At 38.3% G+C, this 21,919-nt stretch carries 12 protein-coding genes and 3 pseudogenes; 9 read left to right on the top strand and 6 right to left on the bottom strand.

Going from position 1 to position 21,919, the window contains the following annotated elements:
- Positions 1-78 precede the first annotated feature (78 nt).
- A pseudogene (locus tag VHA01S_RS16690) lies at positions 79-833 on the bottom strand (tyrosine-type recombinase/integrase).
- 348 nt (positions 834-1,181) lie between these two features.
- Here VHA01S_RS16690 and VHA01S_RS16685 point away from each other — a divergent pair.
- On the top strand, positions 1,182-2,018 hold the full coding sequence (locus VHA01S_RS16685; protein WP_023405517.1) for a trypsin-like serine peptidase: 837 nt from the start codon (positions 1,182-1,184) through the stop codon (positions 2,016-2,018).
- Positions 2,019-2,811: 793 nt separating this feature from the next.
- Here the strand turns inward: VHA01S_RS16685 and VHA01S_RS16680 are convergent.
- From VHA01S_RS16680 to VHA01S_RS18575, 4 genes and pseudogenes are all read right to left on the bottom strand, one after another.
- Complete coding sequence (locus VHA01S_RS16680) at positions 2,812-3,837, bottom strand: IS110-like element ISVisp6 family transposase (RefSeq protein ID WP_023405516.1); 1,026 nt, start codon at positions 3,835-3,837, stop codon at positions 2,812-2,814.
- Positions 3,838-3,976: 139 nt separating this feature from the next.
- Complete coding sequence (locus tag VHA01S_RS16675) at positions 3,977-4,729, bottom strand: nucleotidyl transferase AbiEii/AbiGii toxin family protein (RefSeq protein ID WP_084309200.1); 753 nt, start codon at positions 4,727-4,729, stop codon at positions 3,977-3,979.
- Positions 4,701-4,961, bottom strand: a complete 261-nt coding sequence (locus tag VHA01S_RS16670) for a hypothetical protein (RefSeq protein ID WP_023405514.1) — start codon at positions 4,959-4,961, stop codon at positions 4,701-4,703. The genes VHA01S_RS16675 and VHA01S_RS16670 overlap by 29 nt, the downstream gene beginning before the upstream one ends.
- A 296-nt stretch (positions 4,962-5,257) precedes the next feature.
- Positions 5,258-6,043, bottom strand: a pseudogene (locus VHA01S_RS18575) (IS110 family transposase).
- A gap of 567 nt (positions 6,044-6,610) precedes the next feature.
- On the opposite strand from VHA01S_RS18575, the gene VHA01S_RS16660 reads away from it, so the two are divergent.
- Positions 6,611-8,131, top strand: coding sequence for an ISNCY family transposase (locus VHA01S_RS16660; RefSeq protein WP_023405511.1), 1,521 nt, complete (start codon positions 6,611-6,613; stop codon positions 8,129-8,131).
- A gap of 207 nt (positions 8,132-8,338) precedes the next feature.
- On the opposite strand, the gene VHA01S_RS16655 is transcribed toward VHA01S_RS16660, so the two are convergent.
- Positions 8,339-9,229 (bottom strand): DUF6884 domain-containing protein, encoded by an 891-nt coding sequence (locus VHA01S_RS16655; RefSeq protein ID WP_023405510.1) that lies wholly within the window; start codon positions 9,227-9,229, stop codon positions 8,339-8,341.
- Between the two features lie 268 nt (positions 9,230-9,497).
- Here VHA01S_RS16655 and VHA01S_RS16650 point away from each other — a divergent pair.
- The 7 genes and pseudogenes from VHA01S_RS16650 (at position 9,498) to VHA01S_RS16620 (ending at position 21,813) form a co-directional block, all read left to right on the top strand.
- Positions 9,498-10,199: pseudogene (locus VHA01S_RS16650) on the top strand (ISAs1 family transposase).
- Between the two features lie 348 nt (positions 10,200-10,547).
- The gene (locus VHA01S_RS16645) at positions 10,548-14,678 is read left to right on the top strand and encodes an esterase/lipase family protein (protein WP_023405508.1); all 4,131 of its coding nucleotides are present in this window, start codon (positions 10,548-10,550) and stop codon (positions 14,676-14,678) included.
- A gap of 587 nt (positions 14,679-15,265) precedes the next feature.
- The gene (locus tag VHA01S_RS16640; protein WP_023405507.1) at positions 15,266-15,676 is read left to right on the top strand and encodes a DinB family protein; all 411 of its coding nucleotides are present in this window, start codon (positions 15,266-15,268) and stop codon (positions 15,674-15,676) included.
- Between the two features lie 143 nt (positions 15,677-15,819).
- Complete coding sequence (locus VHA01S_RS16635; RefSeq protein WP_023405506.1) at positions 15,820-16,314, top strand: GNAT family N-acetyltransferase; 495 nt, start codon at positions 15,820-15,822, stop codon at positions 16,312-16,314.
- A 1,021-nt stretch (positions 16,315-17,335) separates the two neighbouring features.
- Entirely contained in the window at positions 17,336-18,406 is a 1,071-nt protein-coding gene (locus tag VHA01S_RS16630) for a replication initiation protein (protein ID WP_023405504.1), read from the top strand.
- A 1,197-nt stretch (positions 18,407-19,603) separates the two neighbouring features.
- Positions 19,604-20,839: a ParA family protein gene (locus VHA01S_RS16625; protein WP_023405503.1), complete on the top strand. Its 1,236-nt coding sequence runs from the start codon at positions 19,604-19,606 to the stop codon at positions 20,837-20,839.
- Positions 20,839-21,813 (top strand): ParB family protein, encoded by a 975-nt coding sequence (locus tag VHA01S_RS16620; RefSeq protein WP_023405502.1) that lies wholly within the window; start codon positions 20,839-20,841, stop codon positions 21,811-21,813. Before VHA01S_RS16625 ends, VHA01S_RS16620 begins: the two co-directional genes overlap by 1 nt.
- Positions 21,814-21,919: the final 106 nt, after the last annotated feature.

Raw genomic sequence — 21,919 nt, 5'->3', positions numbered from 1 at the left:
GCCCCAAAGTTTGTTAGCCTATTTGCTTAGTTCTACTATTCACTCCAAATATGCCCTAAGTTTTCTAATGGCTAGATTTCAGTTTAGTGAACTTATAGTACCTGCGAAGCATTCACCAATTACATGCGTATAGATTTGTGTCGTTGCTACATTTGAGTGGCCTAGCAATTCTTGAACAGTACGGATGTCTTGCCCAGAACGCAGCAATGCAGTTGTAAAGCTATGACGAAAAGTATGACAGGTGACTCGCTTGTTAAAGATCTTTGCTTGTTGTAAGGCACGTTTTAATGCCTTTCGTGGTGAAGAGTCGTGCAGATGAGAGTGGGGCTCAGTAATGTCACTAGATCTTTTTTGCCTTTCCCGTCACGCACGGTTAGCGACAAGTTAGTGAAGCCTAGATCCTGCACCCTGAGTCGTAAACACTCATTGACTCTAAGTCCTGATCCATAAAGTAAAGAAAATATCGTGTGATTCACACCTGATAGATGCGAGAGAATCAGTTGCACTTCGTTGGCCGTTAGCACGTTTGGTAGCTTGCGTGTTTTTTTGGCATAGGTAAAACCTAAATCTCCCAGTGGTGTTTGTAAAAACTGCTTGTAGAGATATACAATCGCGTTGATAGCGGCTTTTTGAGTGTTGATTGCTACGTATTGCTCGTTGGCAAGATAAGAAAGAAAAGCCGTTACTTCATTTTCTTTCATATCTTTTGGATGTTTTAGTTTGTTGAAGCGGATGAAGTATTTAATCCAATATAAGTAAACTTTTTCTGTTTTGAGACTGTATCCCCGCATTCGAATATGTCGTCGAATTTCTTCTAGAAATTTGCTAGCCATCTCCAATCTCCTTTTGCTTTATATTTACACAGCTTATTCGAGTTGAATTCGGGTTGAGTATGAAAAATGGTTTGTTTTGCCGAGAGTCTAGTCTCATTTTGTCGATAGTAAATTTAATAAGCTATTGTTATTAAAGGAGTAATGCTATTCTTATCTAAGATGACGCGCACTGTTAAAACAGTGATAATACGCACGCTCGTTTTTATGTAAAGGCAGAATGCGAAATATGAAGTATACCCACAATATTTCAATTATTTGTGATAACTTGAATGAAAGTTAGGTAAGCAGAAAAACGAGCTAGCCTGTTATTAACAATGTTATACGTTCCGGTTAATTCAGAGAAAAAATATGCGTATTGAAATACCAACAACAAAATCTCTATATATTGAAATGTATTTCGGAGAAACTAAGTTGAGCTCTGGTACTGCGACGTTAATATCTAAAGATAGAAGCTCCCACCTAACTCTTGTGACTAATCGCCACAATGTAACTGGGCGACATCAAGAAACGGGCGATTGTTTGAGCAAATATGCCGCTGTTCCGGATGCAATTGTCATTCATTTTCACAAAAACATTGAAAATGAAGAAGTTGGTCACAACTGGCTTCAGGTTCGGCTGCCGCTATATCGTGATGATGGTTCTCCATTTTGGATTGAGCATCCTAGGTTAGGAGACAAGGCTGATATTGTTGCACTGAATTTGAATTGGGGAAATGATGTTCACAAGTACCCATATTATCTTGAGACGGAATTGGATAGTGCCAACATGGTTTTATCCCCAGCTGAGACAGTAAGCGTTATTGGCTTTCCATTCGGGTTAACTTCATATGGTAAATTGCCCATATGGGCAACAGGATTTCTAGCGCAAGAGCTTAGCCTAATTGATAAAGATAACCCTGTATTCCTAATTGACTGTAGAACACGTCAAGGACAATCAGGTTCACCTGTTATTGCATTTAGAGCTTCAACTTATCGTACGATAGATAGTGAAGGGCAAGAGGTTACAAAGTTGTCAGGTACAAAAGTGTGGGAGTTTCTAGGAATCTATTCTGGTCGTGTTAACTTGCAATCAGATCTAGGTATAGTTTGGCATGTATCAGCACTTCATGAGTTGCTACAAGCAGCTGAAGATGATTATGTATCAAGAAAAGAAGCACCAAATAGCTCGGAGAAAGAAAACGTATAACAAAGCGTTTAAAACATTCCCAACGCATGCAAGCCATTGCGCTTTCGTGGTGCTAAGAAGGATAGCTATGCTTTCCTTTATTACAGAAGTCTTTTTATGATTTCTGTAACTTGTGGTTGGTAGAGTCTGCCATCGATAAAGTCTTGGGAGTTAGCAACTTTAAGAACTTTAGGTATGAATACTTATCGCACTTGACAGTATCGCACCGAACACTATGATACTGTTCGGTGCGATACTGTTAACCTATAAACCAAACCTTTTGTCACTCCTCTGCCCTGCCAGAACATCCTTCTTAAAAAAGTGAAGCTTCTGAAATGCCTTCTGACCAGATTTTTGTTCCATAAAAAAGCCTCTCACCTGTTCATACAAACAGTGGTTAGGGCTTGTTATAAGAATACGTTAGCGATTCAGCACCACAAAAGCGCAATGGCTTGCAACGCATGGCATTTTTCATTTCATCGTTGGGTTTTGTGTTTAAGGTGGTATGGTCAGGTTCGGTGGTGGCGTTGCTCACTACTTAACGCGGCTACATGGATTCCCCCGGTTGTCAAACATCCGCTAAACTTCTGTTGATGGGTTTTGGACTGCCGCTCTACATTCGGCCTACTTATCGACAATTCGCATATGTCGTGGCCCTGATGACTTTGCGCGACTGCGGTGCCTTATTCGTTAGATGACATCTAGTGTGTCCGCCGCATTAACAGGCTCTCCGCAAGTGGTCTTAACCTATCTCCATCATTTGCGTCTGCAATGACCCGGTGGGTTTAACTCTTTATGCTGCTTAAGTTTCTATTTAAGCAGCATAGTTTTCATATTCTGTTTGATTGTGTAAAAGAGACCATATAATTCTTGCGTTCTTCGCGGCAAGAGCCACTATCGCTCGGTTCATTCCTCTTCGTTCTAGAACGCCTCGACACCACTGACTTAACTTATCTTGCTTGTCGCCAAGGTTAGCAATGACGGTCCTAGCCCCATGAACTAATAATGTTCGTAAGTATTTGTCGCCGTGTTTGGTTATCCGACCTAACCGAGGTTTTCCTCCCGTCGAATATTGCTTTGGTACTAAGCCTAGCCAAGCTGAAAAATCACGACTTTTATCAAATTGAGAACCATTACCTATCGAAGCGAGTATTGCAGTAGCGGTTTGTGGTCCAATACCTCGAACTTTCATCACTCGTTGAACATTAACGCTGACCTTAGCAAACGAGTCAAAGACTTGCTCAGTATCGGCGATACGTTGATTCAATTCTCCAAGGTGGTGATAAGCCTCGGCAATAACTGTTCTTGCGAGGTGTGGCAGTTCATTTTCTGCGTCTTCAAGCATTAAGGGAACGTGTTTCATTAACGAAGAGCGGCCAACAGGAATGATCAACCCGAATTCAGAGAGTAAGGCACGCATGCGATTCATAAGAGCGGTGCGCTCACGAACCCAATGCTCTCTCATTCTATGTACCGATAAGATGGCTTGTTGCTCAGGGGATTTTACAGGCACAAAGCGAGTTGATGATCGCTGAACAGCTTCGCATATGGCAACAGCATCATTAAGGTCGTTCTTTCCCTTAGTTCGATAAGGAATGACGTATTTTACGGCCATAATACGGGCGTCGTGACCCAGTTTATTGAGTGTTCTCGCCCAATAATGTGCACCACCACACGCTTCAACACCTATACGCATGAGTGGCATATTTGCTATTGTAGTCAGTAGTTTAGAACGGGTTACAGACTTATGAAGAATGACTTTACCATTTTGGTCTACAGCATGAAGACTAAAGTGGTTTTTAGCTAGGTCGATACCGCAAAAATAAGAATAATCAGACATGGTGCCTCCGATGCATTTAAGTACCACATAAGTGTGGCAGATTTTCGGTAGGGGGAATCCATGTCATTCGTTAGTTTACTAATTAGCAGTACCAAATCTTACAATTAAGATTTGGTACTGCTAGATTATAACAGCTTGATTATTCCCTTGAGGCTATGATTATTTTCATTTCTTCGAGTAGTTTAGCTGCTTGAATGTTGATTAAATCGTTAGCCCAATCTTCTTTCATTTTTACATTTTTTGCGGCTTTAAAATACTTGTTCTGATGTTCTACAATGTCTTGCAAAGCTTTGATTAGGTCAGGAATAATAGCACGTTTACTGTAGTATTCTTCTGCGGACTCAATTGCTTTCTCTGGAATAGACCCCCAGGCACGATACATCGCCAAAATGTCAAAGATATCTTTATACGGTTCTTGGAGTTTTCTATCACTATTAGCAAGGAGTTTTGTGTAGAAACATGATTGTTTATCCAAAAAAGGCACAGCAAACTTCTCTTTGTCATATTCAAATGACAGGTCATAGTCAGCAAAGCTGACAAACTCTAACTTTATGTTTTCGCTGGCATGCTTGATTACTGTTCTTACTGCATCGCGATCAGAACGTATCTCTCTAACATATTCAAACTCGGTGTTTACTAACTGATTTAGTTGAGTGTTATCTACACTTCCTCTAACTGAGCGATATGAGCTTTTGTTTGGACAAAGGAAGTCTATGTCGACTGACTCCCGATATTCATCTAACTCGAGTGCTATTCTGGTGCCGCCACCAAAGATGATGTTGTTAGTACAAAAAAAATCAGCGTCAAAATTATTTAACGCTGATTCAATGATTTGGTGGTGTTGTAGTTTGTATTTAGACATATCAGTGTGTAGCAGGCATAAAGTAGCCATTGCCAAATTCTTTAGTAAGCAAGTGAATTAATTTTTTTTCTTTAAGTGTAAGCTTTGCTTGATCCACATAACCCCAACGTTTTTCATATAGTTCGAACGCAGTTTTAGGAGCTATGAATTTCTTGTGCATATCCCAAAGAAGTAGATTTAGTTCATGATAATGAGTTCTATTAATATTTCCCATAAATACTCCAATCATACCCGCCATATGAAAATCTAAAGTTGTTACCATAAGTGTAGTTTGCTTCTACCGCAGTTTCTTCGTAAAAGGAAGAGACTTCACTCTGGTAGTGTGGTGCAGGCACCACACTACCAGAGTGAAGTGCATAATGCAAAATTTAGACTATTCATATCAAGAGGATACCGAAACAAGATACTCTTGTATATAGTTGTTGTTTATTCTAACACTTCTCTCTCGAACATGGTAAGCATAGCTTACCATGTTCGAGAGAGAACCTGTCAAGCTTAAAGATCCGTTAAATATTTATTTGAGGATGGTGTGGGGTAAACTAACAAAAGACTATGGCGTCAATGATTATTTTTGGCTGTGTTTTTATCCCACATAGCGCCATCTCTCAGCATAGAGTTAAGGGTTACAACCATTTTTCGAACACACGCTATTATTGCAACTTTCTTTGGCTTTCCGGCAGGTACAAGTCGAGCATAAGTTGCTTTGAATACGGGGGTTACATTGCATGGCTGACATCATTGCCATATATAACACTGTGCGTACTTGTGCTCGACCGCCTTGGATCACGCGCTTACCTTTGTAACGTCCACTTTCACGTGTTATTGGAGCGACGCCAATCAGTGATGCAGCGGCAATGTTTCCTATTCCTGGGACGCTCTGTAATATCGTATTTTTTTGCCTGATACTCAGGACTATCTTCAATGAGCTTAACGAGCTTTTCTTCTAACTTGGTGATTTGATTTTTTATCGTGGTTAGCATTGGTTTGATAGTTGAATGGAGAGAAGCTGGAAGTATCTGTATTCGGTTCTTTTCCATAGTTTGCATAGATAACAATTGATTTCGGCGAATGACTAAGTCACTCATTAAGCGTATGTTTTTCGGTTTTATGACAGTAAGAGTTGGTTTGATTGCTTCTCCATAGTGAGCGATCAATTCTGCATCTAAACGGTCATTTTTGGCTCTGCGGCTAATAGCACCAGCGAATCGTTTTGAGTGCTTTCTTGATGCCCTTATCATTGTTCTCTACTGAGAAAAATAGGTCTAATGGCCTGATGTGGATATCTAATTGTGTTTTGCCGGTATCAACTCCAACGTTGATGCTTTGATTGATTTTAATATTCATAATAAGCTAACTCATGCTTGCGTAATACGGGTTCGAGACCCAGTCGACTATTCGAGGTTTATGCTTGGAGGTTTATGCTTGGAGTCCTATGTAGCGTTCATGTTTGTTATCGGTCTCTCGATAGAGGAGCCAGCATTTAAACGAACTGCTACATAGAAAGCTTTAGTTGCAGCTAAAGCTAGGGTCTCACATTACCCGATTGGAGTGCTTATTATCCATACAAGTATTTAAGAGTGATTCCCAACGCTTGGCATTTTTGCTGTCATCGTTGGGTTTTGTGTTTATGGCGTATAGCTTTAGTTTCGTGGTAGCGTTGCTCACACCTTAATGCGACATTACTTTCCCATACAGTAGCTAATTCGTTATATCCTAATTTAGTAATATAACTGACAAACTTTTGTCCAAAACCTTGTTAGAATTGATCAGACTTTATTGTGATCACCAAGGGATTCTGTCGTACTTTAATTACCAAGCGACTTTGTCATTACGTTAACTACCAAGGGAATCTGACGGAACTAAAATAGCTTATCTTTTAAAGCAATGGTTGAGCTTTAGAAGGGGCTAAGGATGTTCTATATGGATTCAAAATCCCAATTTACTGTCGATATCATCTGCAAAATCATCGATGGAAAAATCAGCATCAATAGTGCTACTACCTTGCTCAACAAGTCCCGTAGAACTGTTGAGCGTTATCTAAGTCGATATCGGAAAGAAGGCATTCGCTTCATCATTCATGGTAATCGAGGACGGCCTCCTGCCAATAAAATCCCTGATTCGCTCAAGAAAGAAGTTCAAAATCTCATACAAACCAAATACTTCGATTTTAACTTACAGCACCTCTCTGAACTTCTCATAAAAAATGAAGGTATCGTCATTAAGCGCGAAACTTTACGCTCTTGGGCACACGACATCCATCATGTTAAACGTGCAAAACGACGTCGAAGTCGAGTCAGAAAGTATCGAGAACGTATGGAGTTACCTGGGCTCATGCTTCAAATGGATGGGAGCCCACATCGTTGGTTTGGTGATGAGAAATCTTGTTTGATAGCCATGATTGATGATGCTACTAGTGACATTCATGCCCAGTTTTTCCCGTCTGAGACTACCGAAGGTTGTATGAAGGTGATGAAGACCTACATTGAGACACGAGGGATATTTAAGACGCTCTATGTCGATAGAGCGGGTATCTTCGGTGGTCCCAAACGGAGTAACTTCTCTCAGATGCAGCGAGCTTGTGAAGAGCTCGGTATTGAAATTATTTTCGCTAATTCACCACAAGGAAAAGGGCGCATTGAGCGTTCATTCGATACGTTCCAAGATAGGCTTGTACCTGAATTACGATTACACAAAATTATCGATATTGAGAGCGCAAATCGTTATCTGCAAGAAGAGTTTATACCCAATTATTGGAACACACATGTTCGAGTTCAGCCCAAAAGTTCACGGTCTGCTTTTAAGCGATTGCCCCTTAATTTAGATCTCAACAGCATCTGTATTCAGAAAGAATACCGAACGATACGGCGTGATCATACGTTCGGCTTTAACAATAAAAGGTATGTTATTGATTCACCTATCCGTTATTCCATTGAAAACCAGAAAATAGAAATCAGATGCCAATTTGATGGTACATTCTCTGCCTATTTTGGCCATCGTCGTCTCGATATAACGGAGCTCGTAGAGCCCCGTAAATGCAATGAATACGGAAAAGAAGTTCAGAGAAAAATAGAAGCGTTAGAGCTAGTTGAACAGTTGGGAAGTATATCCAAAGCCGCTCGTATCCTCGGCTGCTCTCGTCAATCCCTTTACACCTATCAGAAAATCATGGCAGAGGAAGGACCGATAGGTTTGAAGCGAATTAATAAGCCTCTCAAACGCAGTAAGAAGCGAATACCAGAGCATGCAGAAGACAAGATTGTCGAGCTGACGATTCAAAACCCTCACCTTACATTAATGCAACTGATGATTGAGTTAAAACAACACGACATCACAGTAAGTATTGGTACGATTAAAAACATCTGGAAGGAAGAAAATCTCAATACTAGAGAGCTTAGGATTAAAAAATCACAATCACTGAATATCGACGTGTAAGGCGAAAAGTACCAATCCTAACTAAACTATAAGAGCATGACAGAATCGGTTGGTACTTATCCCGTCAAGATCCCTCAGTAATGACAATTGATCAGACTTTATTGTCATTTCCACAGTCTTTCTGGAGGCAATGAGCCTCAAAAATGATCAAACTTTAGCTTTTTATAGCCTACGAACTGCGTTCAAAGGCGCGTTTCCGATCAAAGTCTATTGTTCTCCGACAATATTGTCAGATCGATGAATAGGAAGTATTAATTCAGAAAATTTATTAAGTGCGAGAATGTCATCACGTATTTGAAGCGCATTATCATTACTTGCTACGTCATCTGGCACGACTAAATACAGGTTCTTCGCAGCTTTAATAGTTAAGCTCGCAATAATTGAATGGTATTGCTCAAAAACCCAGTTATAGTTAATTTTTTTACCATGATTAAGTAATGTGATTAAGCCGTTATCTAGAAAGAACCGGCCTCCATGCTTCGTTGTGCGTAGCAGTTCAACCAAAAGGTGCGTCATTTTCTCAGTGTTCGTGTGACACAAAGAACTACCAACGGAACATCCCGCCGCTACAAAACCCAATTCACTAATATTCGCAACACCACTTCGGAAAAGAGTAGGTTCTCCCATGGTAGCCTGTGAGGTTTCCGCTTTAATAATGCGAGATAAGCAACCTCTCAGTTGTTCATCAGTACACAAACTTGTACGAGATACATAGCAAGACTTGAACTTCGATTTAAGATACTTCACAGAAAACATCCTATCGAAAGCAAAAAGGTAATCATTGGGTAACACTACCGACAGAATCACATTTTTAGAACTAACACTATTTAAGAGTTTTCTCGCATTACGCATATGAGTATCGCAATAGCTATCTACCTGATCACTTTTAAGAGGCATTTGAACATCATAATCTCGAAGAACATCAGTCGATGATATAAGTCCATATTTAGCACTAAGTATCAATAACTCAAACGTATCTTCTGGCTTTGTTAATTTAGATTTAAGCAACTTAAACATTGAGCCGATATAAAGATCGATAGCTCTGTGCGAACCCAACAGCTGTCTAGCACAACAAGGAATAATAAGTACATTTTTCATTTGATAGTACCGTATATGTATTACATATACGGTACAACGGTTTTTTACACTCCAAAGCGCATTGTAACGTGCTGATTTTAAAGTGGATAGCCAGCCATTAAGAAAAATCGACCATAAGCATATATTAATAACATATGCATAAGCCTATTGAACACAACAATTGAAGTGGTTGTTATTAAGTGACTTTAATCAGCAGCTTTTCCCGCTGAAAATAATGGAACTACATTTGATGATTTTGGCGATAAAACACTGACTCTGCTAGCCGCCAATTGTTCTCTTACAACAGCACTTCCATTCTCAACGAGCAAAAAAATCAAGCCGCCCAAAAGAATACCAGCGCAATAATTATTGCGGCCAATATGGTTGCCTCATTTCCATAGATGCAATTGCCTGCCAGAAGAGTATCGCAGAAGCGATAGTTAAAGACGGCGATGACTATTTGCTCGCTGTAAAAGGCAATCAAGAAAAGCTTTTTAAGGCCATAAAGTCAGAGTTAAAGAGCACTGATGGTAAGATGGTTAAGTCCAAAACCGAGACGAAACATGGTTGGGTAGAGGTGCGAGAATATCGAGTTTTGCCTGCACCAAAATCCAAGCCATTTTGTGATTGGCCTAGCATCAGATGCATCGGTGAAGCTATGAGTTTTAGGTACGATAAGTCAGGCATGGAGTACAGATACTATATAAGTTCTAGAGCATTGAGTGCGCAGGATTTTGCGATTGGTGTGAGAGAGTATTGGGGAATAGAAAATAGTCTTCACTGGGTGCTAGGCACAGCGTTTAGTGAGGATGCTTGTCAAATCTACCGTGATAATGCTGCCTAAGTACTTGCCGCTATTCGCCATATGGCAATTAATATGCTGCGGAATGAGACCACTAGAAAAGCGAGTATTCGAAGAAATACTAAAATGGCAGCGATGGAAATCGAGTATCTGGAGCAAATTTTTGTTGGAAATTTGAGCACCGATTAAAAGTCGAGCACTCATGCTCTCGCTCTGTCTTTGCCCCTTTCCGAGTTAGGGAGGCAGATGTAAACTAACTTATCTATGGACAAAAATTATTTTCATGCTGTGTGGCGTGTGAATTCTTTTTACCTTTCTAATTACTCAATTTATTCATATATTAGGATCGGACTAAGTTAGGAGCATTGTGAATAGTTGGTGATGTACTCACTATTCAAGAATTAGCGATCTATTTAAAACTCAAGGAAAAATTACATACCGATTACATAGCGAACTAAGACTCCAAAGCTTGAAAATCGATGAGAACTGGCGTTTTAAGCGTGTAGATACCGAACAATAGATTGAAGAGAAAAAGCAGTGGCAAAAATAGTACTTAGGACTGGCTCAAATGAGATAAAAGATATCCATGTTATTTTTCTACATGGATTAGGTGGAGACGCAAATGGCACCTGGCTTAAAAAGGGATCTAAAGATGAAGCTTGGCCAATTTGGTTAGCTGAAGATAATTTTGACCTAAATATATGGACAGTGGAATATGACGCTTCCAAGCTTAAATCTGATAGCTCCGGAATGGGCATACCAGATCTTGCTGTAAATATATTTGAGCACATATTAAAAGTCCCTGAATTAGCCGAAGGAGAAATAATATTTGTATGCCATAGTCTTGGAGGGTTAATCACAAAGCAGATACTTAGAATAGCTAATGACCAAACTAATAGAGTCGAAGTACAACAATTTTTGGGTAGAGTTTCTGGTGTAGCCTTTTTAGGGACACCTCACCTCGGCGCAGATATTGCGAATCATAGCGATAATATTTTTGCCAAAATCCTGTTGAGGTGTCTTACATTTCAACAACCTTCTATTGTTACAGCATCTTTAAGCAGAAATGATCCTAACTTAAGAGAACTGAATACTTGGTATCGAGATTGGTGTCAGCACAAGGAAATAAGACATCTTGTTCTAACAGAAACGGAAAAAATGTACGGTATTGTCACCATTGTTAAACCTGACAGTGCCGATCCAGGAATAACAGGTGTTAGACCTATCCCTATTTCAGTTAGTCATGAGAATATATGCAAGCCAAATGATAAAAATGACGAGATCTACACGCACATAAAAGGTTTTTTATCTCAAAAAAAAAGAGAATTTCATGATCTATGGATAAAGTCTAGGTTTTATAACGATACAAACTCATGGGAAGGATATAACAACTGGGCACATTGCCCCCATGGAACATCCGGTGAATATTTCGTTGATGAACAGATTAGATTGCTTGATTCATCTTCAAGTAATAATGAAGGACTTAAAGGTTTAGACGGCTTAAACCTTATTAGAAACAAGTTATTAGAAAGAAAGGCGTCTATTAGACTTGTTGGTTTATCTGGTGTTGGAAAAACTAGGTTTGTGCAAGCCTTATTTGATGAGCGCATTGGTGAAAACCCTTTGCCTCACAAGGCTGTTTTTTATACTGATATGGCAAATAGCCCAAAACCAACACCTCAAGCTTTAGCTGAAAAAATCGCTGGCGAAGGTAGAAAAGCAATTTTAATAATAGATAACTGTCCGCCTGACCTACATAGATCTCTTATAACCTTATGCTGCACTGAAACCAGCAACACCAATTTACTGACTGTCGAATATGATTTAAGAGAAGACCAACCTGAGCAAACTGAAGTATTCTCTTTAGAACCATCTTCAATCGAGCTTATAGAAAAAATACTTGACGCTAGATATCAGCATTTAGGTCAGCAAAACTCTAGAACAATTAGTAAGTTTTCATGTGGTAACTCAAGAATAGCTTTGGCTTTAGCTGAAACAATAGGTAAAGACGAAAACATTTCAAGTTTAAGGGATGAAGAACTATTTAAAAGGCTATTTTACCAACGTCATGCTAATGAAAAGTCACTCGAAACAGCCGCTCAATATCTTTCACTAGTTTATTCATTCCAAATTAACAGTGAGAATACTTATAGTGATGATATTACTTTTCTCAGTAATCTATCAGAAATTCCACCAAGAGATATTTATGAATCAGCTAAAGAGCTAAAGCGTAGAAATTTAGTTCAGCAACGAAGTAAATGGATGGCTGTTTTACCGCACCCAATTACGAATAGGTTAGCAAAGTATGCGTTAGAAAATATAAGTACAGGTGTTATTTCTGATAACTTTAATGAATCAACAGATGAACGCTTACTAAAATCCTTTTCAAGGAGATTAGGCTACTTACCAAAATGTGAAGAAGCCAAAATCATCGTTAATGCTTGGTTAAATGATAATGGGTTATTACATAAACTGTACGCCGAAGGAAAAAATGAACTTGCTTGGGTATTGCTCACCAATATAGCTCCTATTTCAACTAAAGAAGTTTTACTGCACATTGAAACTTTAGCTAAACAGTCTGAATTTTGTACACGAAAAAATAAGCAATTTACAGAAATAACAAGGCTTATCAGGTCTATTGCTTATGATGAACAATATTTTGATATATGTGCAAAATTGTTATGCCAATTCACACTATCAGAAGATAAAACTGAAAATAACAACTCTATCAAAGATATTTTAAAATCATTGTTTCAACTTTATTTATCTGGAACTCATGCAACCAAAGAGCAGCGTTTAGATGTTATAAAGAATTTAATTTCTACCGCTACCGAGCATAGTGTAGAACTAGCTTTCGAACTTTTAGACGCATCTCTTGAGGCTTGGCACTTTTCCTCAAGCCATAGCTTTGATTTTGGTGCGAACCCAAGAGATTTTGGTTACAGACCCAAAACCAACCAAGATATTACAGACTGGTATAAACTATTCATCGAATATATCACTAAATTAATAGCCGGTGATTCTCAAATTTCGTCATCCGCTAAGAAAGTACTCAGTAAAAACTTACGAAGCTTATGGCGAGTAAGTTCTCTCAGAGGTGCGATAGAGAAGGTATGTATAGAAATAAGTAAGTCCGGAATGTGGAGCGATGGCTTTGTCGCAATCCACTCAATATTGAAGTATGACTGTAGCTCTTCAAATGAAGATGAAATTCAAAGGTTAAAATCAATTTCTGAGCTACTATCACCAAGTTCTCTTCTCGACGATATAGATATGTATGTTCTAGCTAAACCGTGGAGACTTCATGCTCTAGACGAGGTCGATAATAATGGTAAAGTAATTGAGTGTGGGTATGAGAAAGGACAAAAATACTCTATTGAACTAGGTACCCAATTAGCAAACAGACCGCCAAAAGAGTTGGAAGATATTCTTTACAAACTACTATCATACTCAGAAATGAGCTCTAATTTATTTGCATTCGGCAAAGGTTACGCTGAAGGAGTAAAAAACAACTCTGAAGTATTAACTAGAGTAATTACCGCACTGGAGAATATTTCAGAAAAGGAAAGAAATCTTGATTTTCTATGTGGCCAAATATATTACTTATCAAAACACAATATCGCACTTACTAATCACTTCTTAGATAGCCTTCTAATTCATCCTACACTTAAAAAACACTTCATCAGAGTTCAACTTAGTTACCAGATTGACAAAGAAGCTATCGCCCGCATTATTCAAGCACTACAAGAAAATACATGTCTAATCAGTGAGTATCATGACCTTGCAGCCAGAGGAAGACTCGAACCAATACCTGATGAAAAATTATGCGAAATTTTGGGTTTGATTTGGCACAAAGAAGGAGGTCAGGAAGTTGCTATCAATATCTTATCTAGCCGTTTTCATAGACTAAAGCAAAATCAACACTATGTTATTTCAGAATTGCTTAAAGAGAAATCTGCATCACTTTTAGCATCCTTCGATTATTCAGAAGAAAGAGAACCTTCCGGTGGTAGTGATTATAGTTTAAGCCAAATAGCCAATGTCTGCTTTTCTTCTGGTACAAATGATGAGTATGCTTTAACTGTTCTAAAAGCTATTAAAGCGAAAATTTCGAATTATATTATCGGTAGATCTGATTTCCCAGAATTTATGTCCACAGTTATTCAATTACATCCTATTTTAGCCCTTGAAGTATTTATAGGTAAAAATAAAGAAGTAGAACCTCTGGTAATAAATGTAATAAAAGGTAGGCTTGATAAGAAAGCAAGTCCATTTTCGAAAGTTGATATAAAAAGTACGTTAGATTGGTGTAAATACAACGGTAGAAATAGCTATCCAGCTCTCGCATCAATTATTACACCTTACCAATCAAATGGAAAAACTGTTGAGTGGACACAATTAGCAGTCGAATTGTTACAAGCTTGTCCAGAACCAGATGTGGTTTTGGATAAATACTTATATAGCTTCAGTCCAAATGGGTGGACAGGTTCAAGGGCGAAGATACTTGAGTCTCGTTTACCTTTATTTCAACCATTAATAGATTCAACTAACGAGGATATATCAAAATGGGGTATCGTTAAAAAAGCCCAATGGGAAACATACATTGCTAGTGAATACGATAGAGAAGTAGAACGTGATTCAGAGAGCAATGAGAGGTTTGAGTGGTAGTTGATAGTTCATGTCCACCTTCAAGTTAGCTTAGTTTTGCCCCGAAGCCGTTTAGCGTAATTACGCTACACATTTTACGACTACCAATCGAAGTGAGTTTTTCTAATGCGTAGGAATAACTATGTCAGCCTTATGAGCTGGCTGTTTGTACAGTTTATTGGGTTTATCTGACTATAAAGCATGAGAATGGCTTGTTTTGTCGTTCGCTCAATCTTGTTTTGTCGGTAGGTGCTCTTTTAAGCTACTGTTAATAAAGGGGTTATCGTTTTCCTCATCTAAGATAACGAACATTGTTATAAAGAGATAACACGCACGCTCGTTTTGATACAAAGACAAATGCGAAATGTGATGTATATTCGTTATATTTCAGTAGCTTATGGTAATCTAAATGAAAGATAGGTAAGCAGGAAAACGAGCAGGCCTGTTATTAAGAATGTTATGTACTTTGGAGGTCAAATGGATTTATCCTCAAATTTCAGAATGTTGGCGCTGTACAATCAGCGAATGAATAAGCAAATACTTGGTGTTTGCCGTGGCTGTCTCATGAGCAGTAGCATCAGAACACCAACTCATTTTTCCCTACAATCATGGCTCACTGGAATCATATCTTGTTCGGTGACTTGATTATGTTACAACGCCTTGTTGCAAATGAGTTGGTATCAGTTGAAACTACAATTTTAGAGAAATTACCCGTATCAAAGTCAGTTTCTGACACGTTCGCCTCGAATCTAGACGAACTCTCTGAATTACGAGAACTTGTAGACTCAATCTACATTGAAATCACTAACCAGTTTACCGCTGATAGTTGTAATCAAGTACTCAGGTACACGACAACAGAAGGGTTGGTGATTGAACGAACTGTTGGTGAATTTTGCCAGCACATTTTCAATCATCAAACTCACCATAGAGGCCAACTAACCTGTTTGCTAAGTCAGTTTGGTTTAGACTTTGGCTGTACAGATCTGCCCATCATCGTGCCAGAGGGAGCGCGTACATAACAATAAATTTAAGCAGATTCGTAACGCTTGGCATTTTTGCTTTGAATTAGCTTAAGTGATTACAGCACAATGGTTTAGGTGGGTGGTGCGTTACTCACTACTTAATTTGGCGTTGATAAGGTTCGAAGATAAAAGAAATTTGCGTGGAAATCAGAGCAGGGAAGCTAAGCGATGTTGCAGCCATCACCGACATCTTTAACTTTTACATTGAGCATACTAACGCTCGTTTTGAAGAGCAGGCATTTACGCAAGAAAATCGTCTAAATTGGTTATCTCAATTCTCATGTAATAGTAAGCATCAACTTTTCGTTGCTATCGACTGTGGGGAGTTGCTAGGTTTCGCATGTTCCCAGCCTTATAGAAACATTTCGGCATTTGAGGATACAGCCGAAGTTACCGTGTACCTTGCTTCAACAGCAAAAGGTAAAGGTGTTGGTTCAAGACTATATTCTAAGCTGTTCTCATCAATTTCTGGTTACGGAGTCCACAGGGTGTTGTCAGGTATCGCATTACCTAATGATGCTTCAGTTGCCTTACACAAACATTTTGGTTTTAGAGAAATTGGCGTATTCAATGAATATGCTAAGAAAAATGGTGTGTACGTTAGTTCGATTTGGTTGGAAAAGGCGCTTAACTAATTGATATGGTTGAGTTACTCACTAATTCCCTTGCTTTTTATATAGTTTTAACTAGAAAGAGGCGATTACGATAGTGCAGCTCTTTCTTCAGGTTGTGCTACGGCTACCTCAACTACCGCCAATACCCCCTAAGACGTAACCCACAAAAACCTAAATAGTGCCTTCTAGTTAAGAACACCATTGCCGTTTCTTTTATGGGCTTTGCGCCAATCAAATATCTAATAAAGATCAGCATCCCTAAAGCTGAAATCAGTAAAGTGACTATGTACAGGTAATTCAAAGTTAACACGGTCCTTATTTGTGTGACTGTACATAAGAATAGTTGTTACCTGCGTAGTACGTTGAAAACCACAGCTCGACATCATACCTCCAGTCTATAAACATCCCGAAATCTCTTTATTTTACTGGGATTTTGGAAATAAAAAACCAGTGTTACCATTTAACTAGAAGCACATTGGGCACGGCTTAGTGACAGGTCAAGGCGACTACTGATTGCTTGTTCAAGATAGCGAGAAGAAGACTGTATCATGTTATTGCAACGAATCATTTTGGCATTTAAAAATGACCAACCGATCCACTTAAGAGTAATGACAATTGAAGCAATTACTGAACTAGCTGAATAAACGACTGAGGAGGCTATATGAAATTTCTGATTAAGAATGATTTACAAAAATTGATTGACGATAATGTATTTATTGTATTGTTATTCGCGGCAATGATTTGTGTACTTTCGGCATCATTCTTTAAGGAGCCTGTAACATACTGGATTACCATTGTGGCATCTAGCTTAGTTACCTAGCTTAAAACGGCAAATACCATTTCGTAACGAAAATTTTGGAAATGTCTATAGCAATAGTACTCTAAAAGGAGATAGTTCTACTGTAATGAATACCATTGACACCAAAAATCAGTAAAGTAACACCGCAATTATGTAAATAATGACCGAGATCTAGTAAAGTAATACCAATATTGTGTTATGTTTAAAAAGATCTTGTCGTCTTGTTAGTATGGAACGCTCATTATGAATTCTAAAAATGCCTATCCTGTTGTAAGTGATAAACTCCCGCTTCACATCAAAAAAGGCCACCAATTAGTTTTCAGTCGACAAGATCTATCGAGCAGAGAAGCCGACCTCTTTGCCCTAATGATTGCCAATATGGGTGCGGCAGACTGGGATGGAAACCAAACTCCATACTATGAATTTACCTCTCATAACCTCACTGGCTGGTTAAATATTGAATCTAAGCATGTCGGTACACTATTAAGCCCTGTAGCTGAGCGTTTATCTACCCGTAAAATAGGGATTGAGAGCAAAGATCACAAAGGAGATCTAGAATTTCAATACCAACCCCTTTTTAAACGAATTTCTTATAAAAATGGGGTCCTCACCATGGTTCCTAATGATCTTCTTCGAACAGAATATATTGCCTATAATCAAGGCTTTGCACTCATCAATACTAAAAATTTCCTCGAACTAAAGCGAGAATATTCAAAGCGACTGTACGAACTGCTTAGTCGATTTAAAGACCAAGGAACACATATTGGTAAGCGCTCTCTAGTCGAACTAAAAGGCTTGTTTGGTTTACTGGATGAAAAAGGAAAACTACGTTCTGATAAAACCTCTTTTGCAAATAATGGCGTATTTCTGCAACGCTGTATTCGTGAAAGTATCCACGAATTAATGGCTAACCCCAGCACTAACAAAGAATTAGTCTTCTACGAAGGTCCGAGTGGCAATCTTGGCTATGAACCATTCAAACATGGCCGTAGCATTGCGGCTATTGAGTTCAAAGTACGCTGGGTAAAGAAAGGAGCAGTGCAAGAGCTCAATGATGCTGATGCGATGGCGACAATTAAAAAACTTGAAAATAAGCGATTAAGCCAAAGGCAAGAATTAGAGACTAAAGAGCTCTACCTTTTGAAATCGGCATATGAACATTTCGGTAGGCTCGAACGTGTAGCTAGCATTGAAGCCACACTAGAAAAACGTAATAAAGAGACCACTGAACCTCAGCAAGTAACCCAAGAAGTTGATGATTTCTTTAAGAAAATAGAAGAATTAGAATCACAATTTCCTGATTCAGACTATTAAGAGCCAATCTAATAACCATAGCCAAACCGTATATCATTAACACCATAATTCTGATCACAACACCAGAATATGGTATTCAACACGCCAATAACACCAGTTTTTAGATCATAAACACCAAATTTCAGATCTCAACACCAGATTTGTGATCAATTAAAGTGACTAAAGTCGAGTCAATACACCACAATTTAGTATTACTAAACATTGAATACCTTTTAAATACCCATCTTAATTCTGATCAGTAGTCAAAACACCAGAATTGTGTAATGCAAATCACCTAACACCAAAATATAGATCTTCACACCAGAATATTGTTGTTTATAACATAAAAAGACCAGTTTTTAGATCATTACGACCAGAATAATGTAATTCAAATGCAATTGAGCACCACAATATAGATCAGTTCAAAAAATATTAACGAAAAGAAAGCAACTTATTCACAGAAATTACTTCCATAAAGCGGAGTGCCTTATCATAAAAGGCACAAGCACCAGAATTTCGTTATCAAACACCAGATTTATGATCATATAGAGCAAAAGAACTTTTACTGGAAACTATCAATGATGTCATAACGTACTGATAGCTCACAAGACGATTGAACAAAGACCATAAAATAACGAATGAGGTGCTCATCTAGACTGTAGCACCAGAATTAAGTATTCTAATCAAATGTAGCTTAAAAAGCGTTCATTTAATGGTGAAAATGCATACAAAACAAACAGTTATGACACCATATATCTGATCAGATAAACCAAACTAGTGATCTCAAATGCCAACATAACGATCAATTTGGCCGTTCTACAGATCAATGACACCGCCCAAACGATCACTAGATCCACAAAGCTGATCATCAAGACCAACTCTCTGATCAGGAATTACTATTTTTATTATTATTATCAACACCTTACATCTACCCATAGATCTTATAGTGTACATAGATAATATAGTTAAAATAGATTAAATAGAAACTTATAGCACTTGTGGACAAGTGGAAAACTGAAGTTTTCTTACATTGACCACAAGCGACATAATTTTTTCTTTCTTTGTTAAACATAAAAGTTTTTCCAGTTTAATACATAATGATACTTTCAATTGAGTGTTTTACATATAATGATGTTTTTTTATAATTATATGTAAAAAAAACCTTTATTAGTCAAAGTTTTCTGCTATCGTAAAAGCATACGATATTAAGGAAACATTATGTCCATTGCAGATCGCCTAGAAGCTATTGGTCTAAAAATGCAGGAAGAACAGTCAAACCTGCGAGAAGCACTTAAAGAACGCAGCTTAATGCATGTTTCAGATGATGAAATAGAAGGAATGGATCGCCGAATCTACAATCATTGTTTAAACAAGACTCAGTTACGAACCATTGTTGGAGGTTCACGACCAACCTTTAATAAACTCATTGATCGTGCTGTAGCTGAAGGGATTATCTCACAGCCTATTGAACAAAACCGATCACATCTATTTACGCGCCAACATTGCAATGACTTAATTGATTTCTTAGGTATGTCGCGCTATTCAGACAATTTTGATCCTATTGCGGTTTTATTTCAAAACCACAAAGGTGGGACAGGCAAAAGTACTACAGCTATTACATTAGCCGAAGCAACAGCTCTAGATTTAGACACAAATGCCAATGTACTGTTAATCGATTTAGATCCACAAGGAAGTTCATCAAAAGACCTTATCCAAACGGCTGATGATGATGACTTATTTTTAACCATGGCGGATCTATTATGCTGTGATTATGAAGATGGTGATGTGACTGAGCTTCTCAATAATGGCCTTGAGTATAAAGAAATTGTCATGGCAACACCGTTTTCGACACACTTGCCAAATTTAGATGTGATCAGTGCATTTCCTTCGGATGAAAAATTTAGTGACTATTACTTTACGTTACCCGAGGACAGTAAAGAATCTTTGTTGTCGAAATTCTCTAAAGAAGTTCTGCCTCTTTTAAAAGAAAAATACGACATCATTATCATTGATATGCCGCCACAAGATTCTCCTATAACCTGGTCAGCAAACGAAGCGGCTGATTGTCTGTTTATCCCTATAACTCCGCACACTTACGACTATGCAAGTACCACCAATTATATGCTTAGTTTAAGTACTCGCCTTAAACAATTACCAAGAAAAGGTGACCAAATTAAGTGGGCTAAAGTGATGGTTGTTAATTACAACGCTAAAAATCTACCTGAGAAACAAATCGTAGATAAATTGCTAAGAGCCGTTGGCTCAAATATGTTCACATCGCACATAGCTCATAGCACCGCTTTTATTGCTGCTACAGAAGCGGGTCGTGGAGTACTTGATGTTGCTAAATCTGAAGAGCTTTGCTCTAAAGGGCAATATGAATTAGCGGTAGATTCAATCAAAGCGGCTTACAGTCAATTTATTAGTGAAATCAAGTCAGTGAGTGGCAAATAATGAATATCAGCAGAACGACAACATCTAAAAAAGCCTATCTTGGACAAAAATCCAACTCTCAATCTGGACTAAAAGGGCTACTAAAAGGTAATGGACCGACTAAAGTTTTTGATTTTCCTAATGGATCTAAAGTAGAAGCAAAGCGAATTATTGTTCCTGCAGCAGACGTAGAAACAAAAACAACTAAACACCCCAAAAACCTTCGTTCAACGAAAGGACTTTCTCTTGATGCTGTACGAGATATTTACGAATCAATTGAAAAAGGTGGAGTTAACCTTGAAGGTATCGCCATCCAATGTGAGGAAACGGGTCAGTATTTATTGCTAGACAGCTCCCGTAGACGTTTTTGTTGTATTCATGCCAAGAAAGATCTACCTCTATGGGTGCTACCTACACTAAGTGATTATCAAATAGATAGCTTGATCACAGATGCTCAGAAATCTAAAAAATGGTCTTGGCGCGAAGAAGGACTAGAATATATTCGCATTCGTGATTCAAAAGGTTTTGGAACTATTGAAGAACTTGCAGAGCATCTTGGTCGTGGGCGTGAGACAGTGCGAAAGCGCGTGCAAGCCGGTGAGATTACACCTGTTCTTATTGATTGTTTCCCAGACTCAGAAGGTATCCCATCAACGTTTTATCCAGCTCTCGCTAAAATAGAACGTACACTTAAAAAAAGTGGTGATGACATAGAGTTAGTTGTTGATTTTTTGGCTCTTGATGATTTAGATAAAAATGGTGCTGTAGAAGTACGTCAGAGAGCTATCCTAGAGGCACTTAAAGAAAAAGCGACCCCTAGGTCAGATAAATCTAATGCATGGGAAAAGCAGCCGTTAGTGGTGCTAGGAAAAGGCAGTTCAGCAACGATTGCAACCAGTTCAGATGGCAGAAGCACTAAATTTGAATTTAGTCGAGTAAACCCAGAAAAAATGGAAGCGATAACAAAATTCATTAAAGAAACTTTATCCAGTTAACCCATTTCAGTAGATCATTTTAAGCCTTGCATGTTGATGTGAGGCTTTTATTTTTCTGGTTTGAATGAGCATTATATCGCTTCGCACTTACAATTGTTTTTGTCCC

It is taken from the genome of Vibrio halioticoli NBRC 102217, from assembly GCF_000496695.1.
Taxonomy (GTDB): Bacteria; Pseudomonadota; Gammaproteobacteria; order Enterobacterales; family Vibrionaceae; genus Vibrio; species Vibrio halioticoli.
Note: the sequence above shows the minus strand (reverse complement) of the source record. Positions and strands in the feature narration are given on the sequence as shown.

What these genes read in the sequence shown, in the direction of transcription:
- VHA01S_RS16685 (WP_023405517.1), top strand. Translation starts at nt 1,182, where the DNA reads ATGCGTATTGAAATACCAACAACAAAATCTCTATATATTGAAATGTAT.
- VHA01S_RS16680 (WP_023405516.1), bottom strand. Translation starts at nt 3,837, where the DNA reads ATGTCTGATTATTCTTATTTTTGCGGTATCGACCTAGCTAAAAACCAC.
- VHA01S_RS16675 (WP_084309200.1), bottom strand. Translation starts at nt 4,729, where the DNA reads ATGGCTACTTTATGCCTGCTACACACTGATATGTCTAAATACAAACTA.
- VHA01S_RS16670 (WP_023405514.1), bottom strand. Translation starts at nt 4,961, where the DNA reads ATGGTAACAACTTTAGATTTTCATATGGCGGGTATGATTGGAGTATTT.
- VHA01S_RS16660 (WP_023405511.1), top strand. Translation starts at nt 6,611, where the DNA reads ATGTTCTATATGGATTCAAAATCCCAATTTACTGTCGATATCATCTGC.
- VHA01S_RS16655 (WP_023405510.1), bottom strand. Translation starts at nt 9,229, where the DNA reads ATGAAAAATGTACTTATTATTCCTTGTTGTGCTAGACAGCTGTTGGGT.
- VHA01S_RS16640 (WP_023405507.1), top strand. Translation starts at nt 15,266, where the DNA reads ATGGCTCACTGGAATCATATCTTGTTCGGTGACTTGATTATGTTACAA.
- VHA01S_RS16630 (WP_023405504.1), top strand. Translation starts at nt 17,336, where the DNA reads ATGAATTCTAAAAATGCCTATCCTGTTGTAAGTGATAAACTCCCGCTT.
- VHA01S_RS16625 (WP_023405503.1), top strand. Translation starts at nt 19,604, where the DNA reads ATGTCCATTGCAGATCGCCTAGAAGCTATTGGTCTAAAAATGCAGGAA.
- VHA01S_RS16620 (WP_023405502.1), top strand. Translation starts at nt 20,839, where the DNA reads ATGAATATCAGCAGAACGACAACATCTAAAAAAGCCTATCTTGGACAA.